At 60.1% G+C, this 14640-nt stretch carries 13 protein-coding genes and 1 pseudogene; 2 read left to right on the forward strand and 12 right to left on the reverse strand.

The features are described from left to right. Window positions 1–693: 693 nt before the first annotated feature. The 7 genes and pseudogenes from ACK83U_RS15930 to ACK83U_RS15960 form a co-directional block, all read right to left on the reverse strand. Window positions 694–882: a hypothetical protein gene (locus ACK83U_RS15930; protein WP_112606806.1), complete on the reverse strand. Its 189-nt coding sequence runs from the start codon at window positions 880–882 to the stop codon at window positions 694–696. Between the two features lie 161 nt (window positions 883–1043). Next, window positions 1044–1793: an ABC transporter ATP-binding protein gene (locus tag ACK83U_RS15935; RefSeq protein ID WP_112336150.1), complete on the reverse strand. Its 750-nt coding sequence runs from the start codon at window positions 1791–1793 to the stop codon at window positions 1044–1046. Further along, window positions 1790–2623, reverse strand: a complete 834-nt coding sequence (locus tag ACK83U_RS15940) for an ABC transporter ATP-binding protein (RefSeq protein WP_112606808.1) — start codon at window positions 2621–2623, stop codon at window positions 1790–1792. The genes ACK83U_RS15935 and ACK83U_RS15940 overlap by 4 nt, the downstream gene beginning before the upstream one ends. Further along, entirely contained in the window at window positions 2620–3546 is a 927-nt protein-coding gene (locus ACK83U_RS15945; RefSeq protein ID WP_041677726.1) for an ABC transporter permease, read from the reverse strand. The genes ACK83U_RS15940 and ACK83U_RS15945 overlap by 4 nt, the downstream gene beginning before the upstream one ends. Beyond that, a complete protein-coding gene (locus tag ACK83U_RS15950; RefSeq protein ID WP_405048007.1) occupies window positions 3543–4589 on the reverse strand; it encodes an ABC transporter permease in 1047 nt (348 codons plus the stop codon). Before ACK83U_RS15950 ends, ACK83U_RS15945 begins: the two co-directional genes overlap by 4 nt. A gap of 42 nt (window positions 4590–4631) precedes the next feature. Continuing rightward, on the reverse strand, window positions 4632–6272 hold the full coding sequence (locus ACK83U_RS15955) for an ABC transporter substrate-binding protein (protein ID WP_112606812.1): 1641 nt from the start codon (window positions 6270–6272) through the stop codon (window positions 4632–4634). A 36-nt stretch (window positions 6273–6308) separates the two neighbouring features. Continuing rightward, window positions 6309–7378: pseudogene (locus ACK83U_RS15960) on the reverse strand (dipeptidase). Between ACK83U_RS15960 and ACK83U_RS15965 the strand changes: the two are divergent. Beyond that, complete coding sequence (locus tag ACK83U_RS15965) at window positions 7268–7531, forward strand: hypothetical protein (protein ID WP_412474882.1); 264 nt, start codon at window positions 7268–7270, stop codon at window positions 7529–7531. The pseudogene ACK83U_RS15960 and the gene ACK83U_RS15965 overlap by 111 nt on opposite strands. 37 nt (window positions 7532–7568) lie before the next feature. Here ACK83U_RS15965 and ACK83U_RS15970 read toward each other — a convergent pair whose 3' ends face one another. The 3 genes from ACK83U_RS15970 to ACK83U_RS15980 all read right to left on the reverse strand — a co-directional run bounded on the left by ACK83U_RS15970 (window position 7569) and on the right by ACK83U_RS15980 (window position 11168). After that, the gene (locus ACK83U_RS15970; RefSeq protein ID WP_112606816.1) at window positions 7569–8594 is read right to left on the reverse strand and encodes an ABC transporter permease; all 1026 of its coding nucleotides are present in this window, start codon (window positions 8592–8594) and stop codon (window positions 7569–7571) included. A gap of 32 nt (window positions 8595–8626) precedes the next feature. Next, a complete protein-coding gene (locus tag ACK83U_RS15975) occupies window positions 8627–10168 on the reverse strand; it encodes a sugar ABC transporter ATP-binding protein (RefSeq protein ID WP_112606818.1) in 1542 nt (513 codons plus the stop codon). A gap of 73 nt (window positions 10169–10241) precedes the next feature. After that, window positions 10242–11168: a sugar ABC transporter substrate-binding protein gene (locus ACK83U_RS15980; protein WP_112336142.1), complete on the reverse strand. Its 927-nt coding sequence runs from the start codon at window positions 11166–11168 to the stop codon at window positions 10242–10244. A gap of 372 nt (window positions 11169–11540) precedes the next feature. Between ACK83U_RS15980 and ACK83U_RS15985 the strand changes: the two genes are divergently transcribed. Continuing rightward, entirely contained in the window at window positions 11541–12047 is a 507-nt protein-coding gene (locus ACK83U_RS15985) for a DUF1993 domain-containing protein (protein ID WP_112606820.1), read from the forward strand. Window positions 12048–12053: 6 nt separating this feature from the next. Here the strand turns inward: ACK83U_RS15985 and ACK83U_RS15990 are convergent, their stop codons facing one another. Both ACK83U_RS15990 and galE read right to left on the reverse strand, forming a co-directional pair. Continuing rightward, entirely contained in the window at window positions 12054–13622 is a 1569-nt protein-coding gene (locus tag ACK83U_RS15990; protein ID WP_112606822.1) for an alkaline phosphatase family protein, read from the reverse strand. Next, the gene (gene galE, locus ACK83U_RS15995; RefSeq protein ID WP_112607052.1) at window positions 13600–14583 is read right to left on the reverse strand and encodes a UDP-glucose 4-epimerase GalE; all 984 of its coding nucleotides are present in this window, start codon (window positions 14581–14583) and stop codon (window positions 13600–13602) included. Before galE ends, ACK83U_RS15990 begins: the two co-directional genes overlap by 23 nt. Window positions 14584–14640: the final 57 nt, after the last annotated feature.

The raw sequence follows: 14640 nt of genomic DNA on the forward strand, positions 1-14640 counted from the left end.
CCTGTCGGAGCGCATCGCTTTTCGAAGCTGCGCAGAACTGAGCGCCATACCTGCCTGTGAATGGCAACCCCGCAGAGCCAAGACACATCCTCCCTGTCATGCCATCGCAGCGATTCGCCTTCACTCCGAAAAGAGAGGCAATACGGAATAGCATGGCGACCATGCCGAGCCGCCGAATGGCAACGCGCCAAGCGCTTACGCGAGCGTATTTGGGGGGAAGTTTACTGTTTTCACACGGCACATTCTATCGGCCGAGCAAATTTCTTTGCGCAGCAAAATGATGCCAGGAAAACTGAATGGAATTTACCGGGGGTCGCCGAGAAATCGGCCAAACAAGCGGCAGTATTCCCTGCCGCTTCCAAAGGCACCACCTTAAACGACGATGCCGCAAACAATGGCCGCGACAAAGAGGAATGCAGCCGAAAACAGGACGACGTGAACAGCCGTTTGAATCTTTTGCCGCTTATTCGCAGCGCGCTTGGAAACATCGAACCGATTCACATGCGTATTCGAAATACCCAAATTCGCCATGTGTCGCCTCCGTTCGTTTCTTATATGTCTCTCAGGTCAAGCCCGGGACGGATATTCATACATATCCTATCAATTAGGTAGAGATGAATTTCCGTCCAGAACGCGAGCCGAGAAAAATTAAACCATTTGAAGTCGAGGACCCGAAAGATCGGCAACGCCTAATCAGCAGAGAATGCGGCGGGCCCAAATCAAGCTACGCTCGATGGCGCTGGTATCGGCCGTCTGCTCTTCGGCAGATCCGGCCTGACGGCGGCTGTTTTCCTCAGAAAGAGTGGCAGACCGTGCACCTTCCCGCTTCGCCGGCACCGGCGGATGAAGATAGCCCATGGTCATGCCACCCATGAAAAACATGCCTGCCTCCACTTAACGTCTGACCCGTCATCGGGATCACGAAAGTTAACTGCCATTAACGAGATCATGACAGAATTGCGGCAGGTGTCAATAGTCTATACGATTGGTCGTGTTTAACCGCCCCATTCGTTAATGCGGCGAAGGCGCAAGGTGCCGCCCGCTTAGCCGCGGACAAACCCTTTGCTGGCGACCATCAGATTGCGCGTGTAATCTTCCTTCACGTCACCCGCCGAAAGCTCCTTGGCGGTCAATCTCTCGACGACAGCGCCGTTGCGCATGACGGCCAGTCGCTCGCACATGTGGGTGACGACGCCGAGATCGTGGCTCACCATCACGAAAGTCAGATGGCGGTCTTTACGCACCTGTTCGAGCAGGTTCAGAACTTCGGCCTGCACCGAAGCATCGAGCGCCGAGGTCGGCTCGTCGAGCAGCAGGATCGACGGTTCGACGATCAGTGCGCGGGCAATGGCGACGCGCTGGCGCTGCCCGCCGGAGAGCTGGTGCGGATAGCGGAAGCGAAAACCTGTTCCGAGGCCCACCTCATCCAACGCTCTCGCGATCCGGGTTTCGGCATCGCCGATCCCATGGATCGACAGAGGCTCCAGCAGCAGCCGGTCGATCGTCTGGCGCGGATGCAGGGAGCCATAGGGATCCTGGAACACCATCTGCACTTGGCGATAGAAGGCCTTGCTGCGCCTGGCGCCCTTCAGCTGCTCGCCGCCAACCTGGATCTTGCCGTCCGTGACGGGCGCAAGACCGGCAACGGCGCGCAGCAACGTCGACTTTCCGGAACCGGACTCGCCGACCAGGCCGAAGGATTCGCCCTTGTTGACCTCGACGCCGACGGCATCGAGCGCATAATAACCGTCATAGACGACACTGAGGCCATCAACTACGAGTGCTGTCGTCATGCCGCCCACTCCGGCTTGCGGTCGAGCACCGGTAGCGGATGCCGGTTTTCGCCGATGACGGGCATGCAGTTCAGCAGGCCGCGCGTATAGGGATGCTGGGCATTGTTCAATTCGGAAGCCTTAAGTTCTTCCACGACCTTGCCTGCATACATGACGATCACCCGGTCGCAGAAGGACGACACCAGCCGCAGGTCGTGCGAGACGAAAATCAGCCCCATGCCACGCTCGGAGACGAGCTTGTCCATGATCTTGAGGACATCGAGCTGCACCGTGACATCGAGCGCCGAGGTCGGCTCGTCGGCAATCAAAAGCTCCGGTCCGGCGATGAGCATCATGGCGATCATGACGCGCTGGCCCATGCCGCCCGAGACCTCGTGCGGATGTAGGCCGTAGACACGGCCGGGATCGCGGATCTGCACGGCTTCCAGCATGGCCATGGCGCGGTCCCGCGCCTCGGCCTTGCTCACCTTCTCATGCGTACGCAGGGTCTCAGTGATCTGCCGGCCGATGGTCATGACGGGATCGAGCGAATATTTCGGATCCTGCAGCACCATGGCGATGCGCTTGCCGCGCAACGACCGGCGCTCCTTGGCCGAAATCGACAGGAGGTCGATGCCGCTGAAATTCAGCTTGTCCGCGGTGACGAGGCCATGCGGCGGCGTCAGCCCCATGATCGCGCGGCCGGTCTGCGATTTACCGGAGCCGCTCTCGCCAACGATACCAAGACGCTCGCGGCCGAGCGTGAAGGACACGCCGCGCACCGCATCGATGACGCCGGTACGGGTCGGATAGCGAACCTTGAGGTTCTCCACGGTCAAAAGTGTCGTCATTGGCCGCTCTCCTTAGGATCGAGCGCATCGCGCAGGCCATCGCCGAGCAGATTGAAGCCGAGGCTGACGATGAGGATCGCAATGCCCGGCATGGCCGCCACCCACCATTGATCGAGATAGTATTTGAAGCCGCTTGCGATCATCACGCCCCATTCGGGCAGCGGCGGCTGCGCGCCGAGCCCGAGGAAACCGAGACCGGCGGCCGTTAGGATGACGCCGGCCATGTCGAGCGTAACGCGGACGATCACCGAGGAGATGCAAAGCGGCATGACATGGCGAAAGATGATACGCAGCGGCGAGGCACCCATAAGCTGCACGGCGGCGATATAGTCCGAACGCCGCACCGTCATCGTCTCGGCCCGCGCCAGGCGCGCATAGGGTGGCCATGAGGTGATGGCGATCGCAATGACCGCATTCTCGATGCCCGCGCCGAGCGCGCCGGCGAAGGCAAGCGCCAGCACCAGCTTCGGAAAGGCAAGGAAGATATCGGTGATGCGCATCAGGATCACATCCACCCAGCCGCCGAGATAGCCCGACACCATGCCGATGATCAGCCCGATCGGCGCCGAGATGATCGCGACCAGAACAACGATATAAAGCGTCCAGCGCGACCCGTAGATGAGGCGCGAAAGGATATCGCGCCCGAGATCGTCGGTGCCGAGAAGATAGCCCGGCGTGCCGGGGGGCTTCAGATAGGCATTGGTCAGGTCGCCGATAACAGGCGAATGCGGTGCGATGACATCGGCAAGTGCTGCCACCAGCACGAGGGCGATAATGATGAGGAGCCCGATCACGGCCAGACGATTGGCGGAAAACTGCCGCCAGGTGACGTAGGCGCGCCCTAGCCTCGCCTGCCGGCGCGACTGCGGCCGATCGGAGAGCAGCCAGTCCCTCAAGCTGGGTTGGGTGGTCTCGACAGTCATTTGCGTCGGGTCCTTGGGTCGAGCGTCCGATACAGAAGATCGGAAATCAGATTGATGCCGATGAACACCGTGCCGACGATGATCGTGCCGCCGAGAACGGCATTCATGTCGGCATTACGCAGCGAGCTGGTGATGTAGAAGCCGATGCCCGGCCAGGAGAAGACGATCTCCGTCAGCACGGATCCCTCGAGCAACCCGGCATAGGAGAGCGCGATTACCGTGATCAGCGGCACAGCGGCGCTGCGCAGGGCATGCCCCCAGATTACCCGCGTTTCGGAAAGACCCTTGGCGCGCGCGGCCACGATATATTCCTGGCCCAGTTCGTTCAGCATGAAGCTGCGGGTCATGCGGCTGATATAGGCAAGCGAGAAATAGCCGAGCAGAGACGCCGGCAGGATGATGTGGCGGAACACGTCCCAGAAGACATCCCATTGCCCCTGCAGAGCGCTGTCGAGCAGGAAAAAGCCCGTAATCGGCGTGAAACTATATTCATAGGCGATGTCGATGCGGCCGGGATAGGCCACCCAGTTCAGCTTCGCATAGAAGATGACGAGCGAAACCATAGCCAGCCAGAAGACTGGCACGGAATAGCCAACGAGGCCGATCACGCGGACGATCTGGTCGATGAAGCTGTTGCGGCGCACCGCGGCAAGTACGCCGAAGGGAACCCCAAACAAGGCCCCGATGATCGTGCCGACCGTTGCAAGCTCCATCGTCGCCGGAAAGACGCGCCTGATGTCATCCATGACCGGATTGGTTGTCAGAACCGACGTACCAAAATCGCCGCTGAGCGCGCTCACGAGGTAATAATAGAACTGCAGATAAAGCGGCTGGTCGAGATGCATCTCGCGCCGCAGGCGCTCCAATATCTGCTGCGGCGCGTGATCGCCGGCGATCGCCAGCGCCGGATCGATCGGTATGACGCGTCCGATGAAGAAGGTGACGGCCAGCAGACCGAGATAGGTGGTGACGGCCACGACGAGGAATCGTAGTAGCCCCATGAAAAAGGGAGCGGCACGGCCCTTCTTGGGCCGCACCTGCATTTTCCGTTCGACAGTGCTCAAAGACCTAGTCCTGCCGGATCATCACTTGGAGATCGGCCAGACGAAGTTGTTGTCGAAGCTCGGACCAAGCTTGAAGTCCTTCACGTCCTTGCGATAGCCGGCGACTTCCGTCTGCTGATAGAGGATGATGAAAGGGCTTGCTTCCAGGAATTTCTTCTGGATGTCCTGATACATGGCGCCACGCTTGGTCGCATCGCCTTCGAAGAGCGCAGCCTTGGCGAGCTTTTCCAGTTCGGGAGTGGTCCAGGTGTTGCGCCAGACCAGCGTCTTGTTGCTGCTGGTATCGGAATTGTCGTCGTTGGTGGTGAAAGTATCGGCGTTGGAATGGGGGTCCCAATAATCCGGGCCCCAATTGCCGAAGTAGATATCGTGGTTGCGGGCACGATACTTCGTCAGCTTCTGCTTGCCGTCACCCGGGATGATCTCCACCTTGATGCCAGCCTGGCCGAGCGTCTGCTGGATCGCAGTCGCGATGCCCGTGTCCGGCTCGATGCTGCGCACGTCCATGGTGATCGAGAAGCCGTTGGGCAGGCCTGCCTTGGCCAGCAATTCCTTGGCCTTGGCGACGTCGAGCTTGAACGGGTTTTCATCTAGCGAGCCGAGCATGCCCTTCGGCTCGAAGGTCTGGTGGATTTCGCCGATGCCCTTGATCAGCGTCTTGCCGATGGCATCGTAATCGACCAGATACTTGAACGCCTGCTGCACTTCCGGCTTGGCCAGATTGGCGTTCTTCTGGTTGAGGCTCATATAATAGATGGTGCCCTTCGGCGCGCTGGTCGAAGCGAGCTGCGCGTTCTTCTCGACAGCCTGAAGGTCGGTCGGAGACAGGTTACGCGCGATATCGATATCGCCGTTTTCAAGCGCCAGGCGCTGTGCCGAGCTTTCCTTCATGAAACGATAGATGACGCGGTTCAGCTTCGCCTTTTCGCCGTAGTAATTGTCATTGCGCTCCAACACGACGGCCTCGTTGGCGCGCCATTCACGCAGCTTGAACGGACCGGAACCGGCAAAGCCGGTCTTCAGCCAGCTGTTGCCGAAGTCGTTGTCATATTTGTAATCGGCAGTCGGCGTTGCCGGCTTTACATGCTGCAGGACCAGCTTCTTGTCGACCACTTCGGCAACGGTTGCCGTCAGGCAGTTCAGCACGAAGCTCGGCGCATAAGGCTTGTCGACGGTAAAGGTGAAGGTGTTCGCATCGGTTGCCTTGGCCTTTTCCGTCACGTTGTCGCCCGTGATGCCGAACTGCGTGAGAATGAAGGCCGGGCTCTTGTTGAGCTTGACGACACGCTCGAAGGACCATGCAACGTCTTCAGCCGTGATCGGATTGCCGGACGCAAACTTCAGGCCGGGCTTCAGCTTGAACGTATAGGTCAGATGATCGTCGGAAACCGACCAGCTCTCGGCGAGGTCACCCTTGATCTTGGACGTGTCGTTGATGTCGAGACGGACCAGCAGGCTATAGGTGTTGCCGGTGATTTCCGCAGCCGACAGTTCATAGGCTTCGGCCGGATCCATGCTCAGAATATCATCGAAGGCAAAGCCCTCGACCAGCGTGTCCTTGGGCGTCGCAGCATAAGCGTTCGGCGCCGCCATCAGCAGAAGCGAGAGAGCCACGCCGGCAGACAGTGCCCGCAAACCGCGGTTCATCTTGGTCATCATCATTGTTTTCATTCCCCTTTTTTAAACTCTACGCAATATTCAGGACGCACTCGAACGGCTGCCTTCCTTCCAAGCGGACGCCAGGACGCGAAGCCAGTTCTCCCTGCACAGCTTTACAAGATCGGCCTCACCATAACCAGCGTTCCGAAGGGCTTCAATCAGCTTCTGATTGCCTGCGGCATCGCCGATCTCAGCCGGAATCGTGGCGCCGTCGAAATCCGATCCGAGGCCGACGCAATCGATGCCAAGGCGGCCGACGAGATGATCGACATGCCGCACCATCGCCTCGAGCTGCGTATCGGCATCCGAGCGCGCATCGTCGCGCAACATCGCCGTCGCATAGTTGAGGCCGACGATTCCGCGGCTCTCCTTGATAGCATCGAGCTGCTTGTCGGTGAGGTTGCGCGCGACAGGCGTCAGCGCATGCGCATTGGAGTGGCTCGCGACCAGCGGCTGATCCGAGGTCTTCGCCACATCCCAGAAGCCTTTCTCGGTGATGTGCGCGAGATCGACCAGGATACCGAGCTGGTTGCAGGCGCGGACTAGCGCAAAGCCGGCGTCGGTCAGGCCAGGTCCCGTGTCCGGGGAGCTCGGATAAGCGAAGGGCACACCATGGGCAAAGACGTTGTTGCGGCTCCAGACAGGGCCGAGCGAACGCAGGCCGGCCGCATAGAAGGTTTCAAGTGCGACGAGATCGGCGTCGATCGCTTCGCAGCCTTCCATATGCATCACGGCCGCGAAAATTCTTTTCTCCATGCAATCGCGAATCTCGGCGGTGGAGCGGCAGAGCTTCCAGGCGCCGGCGCGGTCGAGCCGCAGCGCGATCGCCGCCATTTCGAGAGCGATATCCAGGGAAGGCGCACGTTCCAACGGAGCCGCCAAAGGCGTGGCATAGTGGCCGTTGCTATCGGGATCGGCGAAGACGAGATGCCCGACGGAATGTAAATGGCGCAGAGGCCGCCGGCCAAAGCCCCAGCGCGCGCTCGCGGGGCATCGATATGGCCGCTCGACGTCCCATCCCTGAATTCGGCAACCGGATCGGCGCCGTCGCGCGCGTGATGCCAGAGCCTCAAGAGAACGTCGTTGTGACCATCGAATACGGCTTGCATTGTCTATCCCGGACGAAGCGCTCGAGCGAGCGAATGGAAAGCGGCCAGAATAGAAAAGCTGACAGGATTCGCCATACCCAAATGAAAAAAATTTGCATTTGCATGGAACTGCATATTCGAATGGAAAAAGGCGGGGCAAACACCCCGCCTTGAAGGCATGCTTTACAACGCTGATGATGTGTCGGGCATTTCAGCGCTTGGCCCGCTTCTTCTGGCGGTAGACGTCGATGGCAACGGCCGCGACGATGATGAAGCCCTTGGCGATTTCCTGGTAATAGGCATCGACGTTGAGGAAGGTAAAGCCGGAGATCATCACGCCGAGAATGACGGTGCCGATCACAGTACCGGCGATGCGGCCGACGCCGCCGGTCAGCGACGTGCCGCCGATGACAGCAGCTGCGATCGCATCCAGCTCATAATTGACGCCCATGCCGGCCTGCGCCGTCTGCACGCGGGCGGCGGTGATGATGCCGGCAAGGCCCGCCAGAAGCCCGGCGATCGCATAGACCTTGACCAGATGCGCCTCGACATTGATGCCCGACACGCGCGCCGCCTGCACGTTGGCGCCGATCGCGTAGGTGAACTTGCCGTAGCGTGTGTAGCGCAGCACGATGTGGAAGGCGATTGCGATGATCAGGAAAACGATGACGGGCCAGATGCCGGAACCGATGAAATTGAACTGATCGGTGAGGCCCGAGATCGGCTGGCCCTTGGTGTAGAGCTTGGACAGGCCGCGGGCTGAGACCATCATACCAAGCGTCGCGATGAAGGGCGGAATCTTCGTCTTCGTGATCAGCTGCCCGTTGATAAAGCCGGCAAGGAGGCCGATGAGCAGGCCGATGCCGATCGGCACGAAGAAGGGCATATCGGTCAGTGCGGGATAGACGGCCCTCGCCCAGGTCGACGACTGGGCAAAGCTCGCAGCGACCATGGCGGTCAGCCCGACGACGGAGCCTGACGACAGATCGATGCCGCCTGTGATGATGACCTGCGTCACGCCGACCGAGATGATGCCGATGACCGACACCTGCAGGATCATGATCTTCAGGCGCTGCAGGTTCATCAGGAAGCTCTGGCCGACGAAGATCCAACCGAGGATCTCGCAGAGAAGCGCGATGCCGATCAGCACCAGGAAGATGCCGAGTTCGGGCGGCACGCGGCGACGTCTTGGCCGTGTGACTGCCGGAGCGGCCGCCTCTGCAACTTTGCTAACCATGGTTCAGTCCTCCCTTGCGATGATTGGCGGCGTCACTGCGCGGCCAGCTCCATCACCTTCACTTGAGTTGCATCCGCGCGATCCAGGAAGCCGGTGACCCGCCCTTCATGCATGACCATGATGCGGTCGCTCATGCCGAGCACCTCGGGCATTTCCGAGGAGATCATGATCACGGCGACGCCGTTGCGCGCCATTTCGGTGACGAGACGATGGATCTCCGCCTTGGCGCCGACATCGATGCCGCGCGTCGGCTCGTCCAGGATCAGAATGCGGGGATTGGTGAGCATCCACCGGCCGATCAGCGCCTTCTGCTGATTGCCGCCGGAAAGATTTTCGATGCGCTCATCAAGGTTCGGCGTCTTGACGCGCAACTTTCTAGCCATCTCCTCGCAGGCCTCTTCGATCGCGCCTTCCTGCACGAAGCCGCCGCGCACGAACTGGTCATGCAGCACCGCGACCTGCATGTTCTCCAGCACGCTGAGGATGAGAAGGCAGCCCGTATCCTTGCGGTCTTCCGTGAGGAAGGCCATGCGGTGGCGGATCGCTGCGGCCGGCGAGGAAATCTCGGTCTTCTTGCCGAAAAGCTCGATCGTGCCGGACGAGGCGGGCGTCACGCCGAAGATGGTTTCGGCGACATTCGACCGGCCCGATCCGACAAGCCCGGCCACGCCGAGAATTTCGCCAGCCCTGACGTCGAAGGACACGTTGGAGAAGACGCCGTCGAGGCTCAAATCCTTGACCGACAGCACGGTTTCGCCGATCGGCACCTCTTCCTTGGGGAACATCTGCGTGATCTCGCGGCCGACCATCATGCGGATGATGTCGTCGCGGGTCACATCGGTCGAAGCGTGCGTGCCGATATATTTGCCGTCGCGGAACACCGAGAATTCGTCGGCGATCTCGAACAACTCGTTCATCTTGTGGGTGATATAGACGATGCCGATGCCCTGGGCGCGCAGGTCGCGGATAATCTGAAAGAGATGCGCCACCTCACGCTCGGTGAGCGCCGAGGTCGGCTCGTCCATGATCAGCACGTCGGAATTATAAGAAACCGCCTTGGCAATTTCGACCATCTGCCGGCTCGCGACCGAAAGCTCGCGCACCTGGATCTCGGGATCGATGGAAATGTTGAGGCGCTGGAAGAGCTCCTCGGTCTTGCGGCTCATCTCCGCGTGATCGACGAGACCGAACCGGTTCTTCGGCTCACGCCGGATCCAGATGTTCTCGGCAACCGTCATGAAGGGCATCAGGTTCAGTTCCTGATGGATCATGGCAATGCCGTTTTCCAGCGCGTCGAGCGGTGACTTCAGCCGGATTTCGACGCCCTTGAGACGTACCTCGCCCTGATCGGGAATATAAATGCCGGCAAGGATCTTCATCAGCGTCGACTTGCCCGCGCCATTCTCGCCCATCAGCGCATGCACCGTCCCGCGCTTCAGGCGGAAGGAAACGTCGTCCAGGGCGACCACGCCGGGAAATTCCTTGCGGATGCCTTCGGCGCTCAGCAGATAGGCGGCATTGGGGACAACGCCGCTGGCGCGCACCGCCGCCATGGTGGATGGGCTCACAACCATTTTTCCCTCCCGGGCAGATCGGATTTCAAAGGATGCGGGCTTTCAAGCCCGCATCCGTCAATCACTCTCGTCGTCAGTTCTTCTTGACGAAGTCCTTGACGTTGGTCGGGGTGACGAGCTGGAAGGGGATGTAGACCTTTTTCTCGATCTTATCGCCCTTGGCGAGCTTGAGTGCGGCGTCCACCGCACCCTTGCCCTGGCCGGCAGCATCCTGGAACACGGTGACCTTCAGGTCGCCGGCCTGCATCGCGGCAAGCGCATCCTGCGTGGCGTCGACGCCGGCAACGATGATCTTGTCCAGCGACTTGCCGGACGCCTTCAGCGCCTGGATGGCGCCGATCGCCATTTCGTCGTTGTTGGAGATGACGGCATCGAATTCGATGCCACTGGAGAGCCAGTTGGTCATCAGGTCAGCACCCTGGGTGCGCTGCCAGTTGGCGGTCTGTTCCTGGACGATCTTGATGCCCTTGCACTCATCGGTCGCCACGACATCATGGACGTCCTTGGTGCGCATGCGGGCAGCCTGGTTGGAAAGCTCGCCCATCATAATGACGGCCTTGCCTTTGCCGCCAAGCAACCGGCAGACTTCCTTGGCCTCCAGCGTACCGGATTCCTGTTCGTTGGAGGCGACGAAAGCCTGCTTGTCCGGAAGGCTATCGACGTTTGCCGGCTCGCGGTTAACGTAGACGAGCGGGATCTTGGCATCGGCGGCAAGCTTGGAAATCGCGGCCGTCGCGTCGGTATCGACCGGATTCACGATGATGGCATCGACCTTACTGGCGATGAAGTTCTGGATCTGGCTCTGCTGCTTGGCGATGTCGTTCTGGGCGTCTTCGACCTGCAGCGTCACGCCCTTGTCCTTGGCGTAATCCTGCATGCCATTGCGCAGAACCGTCAGGAAGTTGTCGTCGAACAGGGCCATCGAAACGCCGATGGTTTGGGCGTGGGCAGCGGTCGACAGCAGAAGTGCCATCGCAGAGCCAAGGATAAATTTCTTCATGTTTTCCTCCCAGATACGGTGCCCGGCCACACCCCTCCTGAATGCCGGAGCCCCCGGTTTCGACCGCGGGGCCTTTATTCAATCGGCTGTCACTCCCATGGCAGCCATATCGAAAACGGAACAAACAAACCGTAAAATTCTTTATCCGGAATATTCATTCCATTTTTCAAGACAAAGGTCAACAGCAAATTCTCGCCCCCGAGAGGGGCGCAGGCCACGACGAGTTTCTCGTCTCTGCTGCTGTAAGAAACGGCGGCCAAACCCTACATACAGGCGCCGACACCATGGAATGGTTATTCCATCGACATGGGAACGGAATAGAATGTCGGCAAACCAACCAGCCGCGCCGCGGCCCCGCAATGGAGAACACGCATGCCCTCGATGTACAGTTTCTCGGTCCCGATCTTTCAACGCGGCCTGCAAAACCTTTCGGCCTATCTCGACAAGATCGAAGCCCATGCGGCGGAAAAAGGCATTGAGGCGGAGGAGCTCGTTTCCGCGCGCTTGATCGACGACATGCTGCCGCTTTCCGGCCAATATCAGCGCGCTTCCGATACTGCGAAGCTTACCATTTCCCGTCTCGCCGGCATCGATGCGCCGCGTTTCGAAGATAACGAGACGACGGTCGCAGACCTGCGCGAACGTCTGAAGAAAACGCAGGATTTCCTGGCGACGATCACCCCGGCCACGATGGAAGGCAGTGACACGCGGGAAGTAACGATCGCGCCGGGAGGCAACAAGATCGTTTTCAAAGGTGAAGATTATCTGGCGAAATTCGCGCTGCCGAACTTCTTCTTCCACGTGACGACGGCGCACGACATTCTGCGCAGCCGCGGCCTGGCGGTGGGTAAGATGAACTACCTCGGTGCACTCGGCTAAAATTATTCAGGGCCGGCGCGACACCGGCCCTTTTTCCGTCAGCTCCGTATAGGCGAGCGTCTGGTCCAGATGCTCCGCCCGAAGAGAAAGCAGCTTTTCGGCGTAGGCAAGCCTGATCGCCGCGTAGGCGCTGTCATTGGCGACATTGGAAAGCTCCGTCGGATCCTTCGCCAGATCGAAGAGCAGCGGCGGAAGCCCGGCGCAATGGACATATTTGAAACGCTCATCGCGCACGACGGCCAGATTGCAGGCATTCGATCGTAAGCCGAAATGCCGCTCCGGGACACCCTCGGCGATATCGCGAAAATCGAACTCCCAGAAGGCGGCATCGCGCCAGTGAATTGGTTGGGATCCTGCGAGGAACGGCAGCAGGCTTTCGCCATCGACATGGTTTGCCGGCGCGATGCCGAGCCGTTCGCACAGGCTTGGGAAAATATCCGCGGCACTGGTGAAATGCTCTACCTGCCGGCCATACATGGCGGGCTGGTAGGGATCACGAATAACGAGCGGCACATGATAGCTGCCGTCGAAAAAGCCGCCCTTGCCGAGCATCCAGTGGTCGCCCATCATCTCGGCATGGTCGGAGGTAAAGACGATGACGGTGTCGTCCCAGGCGCCGGCGTCCTTCAATGCCTGCCAGATCCGGCCAAGCTGCGCGTCAACCTCGGCGATCATGCCGTAATAGATGGCGCGGATCGCCGCAAAATCCTCCGGCGTCCACTCATCGATGGAGCCCTTGCCGCCATAGATGAAGCCGCCCTTGCCGATCAGCGGCAGGCCGAAAGCGAGCAGCGGATGCGCTGTCATTTCCGCTTCGCGATCGGCGGCGCGCGCGAAAGCCGGGCCGTCAGCCGCCGAAAACATGCGGTTATAAGGCTCCGGCACCGAGAAAGGCGGATGCGGCCGGAGGAACGAAACATGCGCGAACCAGGGCTGATCCTGTTCGCCGAGCCAGCGGATGAACTCGCCCGCCAGAAAGGCTGTCTGCGTCTCGTCCTTGGAATAGGCGGGCGCATTGTTGGAAATTTCGCCGGGCTCGGCGCCGACCGGAATATGAATATTGCGGCTGATGGCATTGGCATGGCCGCGCGACCGCAGCCAGGAGAGCCATTGTTTCTCATGTTCAGGCAGAAGCTGCCGCGCCGTAAAGCCCGGCAACACGCCCTCATAGGTCGTCAGATGCGGATCATGGGGATCGCGGTCACGCGGATCCTGTGCGGCGTCGGTATAGCCGAACAGCGTCGGATCATAGCCGGCCCGGCGTGCGGCAAGCGCGATATTGTCGAAACGTGCGTCCAATGGCGAACCATTGCGGCAAACGCGATGGTTCATCTGATAGAGGCCGGTATAGAGCGTCGCCCGCGCCGGCGAACAGGGCGCCGTTCCGGCATAATGCCGCCGGAACAGCACGCCTTCCTTCGCCAGCGCATCGACATTCGGCGTCTTTACACATTCATGCCCGACGGCGGAGAGACAATCTCCCCGCCATTGATCGGCTGAGATCAGCAGGACGTTCGGGCGTTTACTCCCAACACCGGCGACAGAGCGCCGTTCAGTGCTGGTTGGACTTGGCATGCCAGTTCCAGGCCGATTGGATGATCTCGGTCAGATCATATTGCGGCGACCAGCCGAGAATATCGCGGGCCTTGTCGTTGTTGGCGACCAGCGTCGTCGAATCGCCCTCGCGACGGCCGACATATTCAACCGGGAACGGACGGTTCGACACGGTTTCGATCGTGCCCAGCAGCTCCTTCACCGTCGTTCCCGTGCCCGTGCCGAGATTGAGCGCGACGGAATCGCCACCATTAAGCAGGTATTCCACGGCACGGACATGGGCATCGGCAAGATCGAGCACATGGATATAGTCGCGCACGCAGGTACCGTCGCGCGTATCATAATCGCTGCCGAAGACCTTGAAGCCCTGGCGACGGCCAAGGGCGGCGTCGATGGCGAGCGGGATCGCATGGGTTTCCGGCGTATGCCACTCGCCGATGCGCCCCTCGAAATCGGCGCCGGCGGCGTTGAAATAGCGCAGGATGACGGAGCGCAGCCCCTTGTACTGGTCGTAATCGGCGAGCGCCTGCTCGACGATATATTTTGTGCGGCCGTAGGGATTGATCGGCACCTGCTGGTGGCTTTCATCCAGCGGCACGCTCTGCGGCAGGCCGTAGGTCGCGCAAGTCGAGGAAAAGACAAAAGCCTTCACACCGGCCGCTTGGGCTGCCGAAAGCAGGGTCAGCGTGCCAATGACGTTGTTTTCATAGAAAGAAACGGGATCCTTGACCGACTCGCCGACCTCGATCAGCGCGGCGAAATGCAGGATGGCGGCGGGCTTGTGCTTGGCCAGCACCTCGTCGAGACGGGCGCGATCGCGGATATCGCCTTCCTCGGCGGGACCCCATTTGACGAATTCACGATGACCGTTGGAGAAATTGTCGTAGACGACGGGCTTGAACCCCTTGTTCGCCAGATCCAGACATGTGTGCGAACCGATATATCCGGCTCCGCCGACCACAAGCACCGTTTCTCCTGCCATGACCATCCCTTCTTAACTCACAAGGATTTGCCGCCTAAAGCGCGACGGACCAGTTCG

This window comes from Rhizobium sp. WW22, assembly GCF_047041135.1.
Taxonomy (GTDB): Bacteria; Pseudomonadota; Alphaproteobacteria; order Rhizobiales; family Rhizobiaceae; genus Rhizobium.

What these genes read in the sequence shown, in the direction of transcription:
- ACK83U_RS15930 (WP_112606806.1), bottom strand. Translation starts at nt 882, where the DNA reads ATGTTTTTCATGGGTGGCATGACCATGGGCTATCTTCATCCGCCGGTG.
- ACK83U_RS15935 (WP_112336150.1), bottom strand. Translation starts at nt 1,793, where the DNA reads ATGACGACAGCACTCGTAGTTGATGGCCTCAGTGTCGTCTATGACGGT.
- ACK83U_RS15940 (WP_112606808.1), bottom strand. Translation starts at nt 2,623, where the DNA reads ATGACGACACTTTTGACCGTGGAGAACCTCAAGGTTCGCTATCCGACC.
- ACK83U_RS15945 (WP_041677726.1), bottom strand. Translation starts at nt 3,546, where the DNA reads ATGACTGTCGAGACCACCCAACCCAGCTTGAGGGACTGGCTGCTCTCC.
- ACK83U_RS15950 (WP_405048007.1), bottom strand. Translation starts at nt 4,589, where the DNA reads ATGCAGGTGCGGCCCAAGAAGGGCCGTGCCGCTCCCTTTTTCATGGGG.
- ACK83U_RS15955 (WP_112606812.1), bottom strand. Translation starts at nt 6,272, where the DNA reads ATGATGATGACCAAGATGAACCGCGGTTTGCGGGCACTGTCTGCCGGC.
- ACK83U_RS15965 (WP_412474882.1), top strand. Translation starts at nt 7,268, where the DNA reads ATGGCCGCTCGACGTCCCATCCCTGAATTCGGCAACCGGATCGGCGCC.
- ACK83U_RS15970 (WP_112606816.1), bottom strand. Translation starts at nt 8,594, where the DNA reads ATGGTTAGCAAAGTTGCAGAGGCGGCCGCTCCGGCAGTCACACGGCCA.
- ACK83U_RS15975 (WP_112606818.1), bottom strand. Translation starts at nt 10,168, where the DNA reads ATGGTTGTGAGCCCATCCACCATGGCGGCGGTGCGCGCCAGCGGCGTT.
- ACK83U_RS15980 (WP_112336142.1), bottom strand. Translation starts at nt 11,168, where the DNA reads ATGAAGAAATTTATCCTTGGCTCTGCGATGGCACTTCTGCTGTCGACC.
- ACK83U_RS15985 (WP_112606820.1), top strand. Translation starts at nt 11,541, where the DNA reads ATGCCCTCGATGTACAGTTTCTCGGTCCCGATCTTTCAACGCGGCCTG.
- ACK83U_RS15990 (WP_112606822.1), bottom strand. Translation starts at nt 13,622, where the DNA reads ATGCCAAGTCCAACCAGCACTGAACGGCGCTCTGTCGCCGGTGTTGGG.
- galE (WP_112607052.1), bottom strand. Translation starts at nt 14,583, where the DNA reads ATGGCAGGAGAAACGGTGCTTGTGGTCGGCGGAGCCGGATATATCGGT.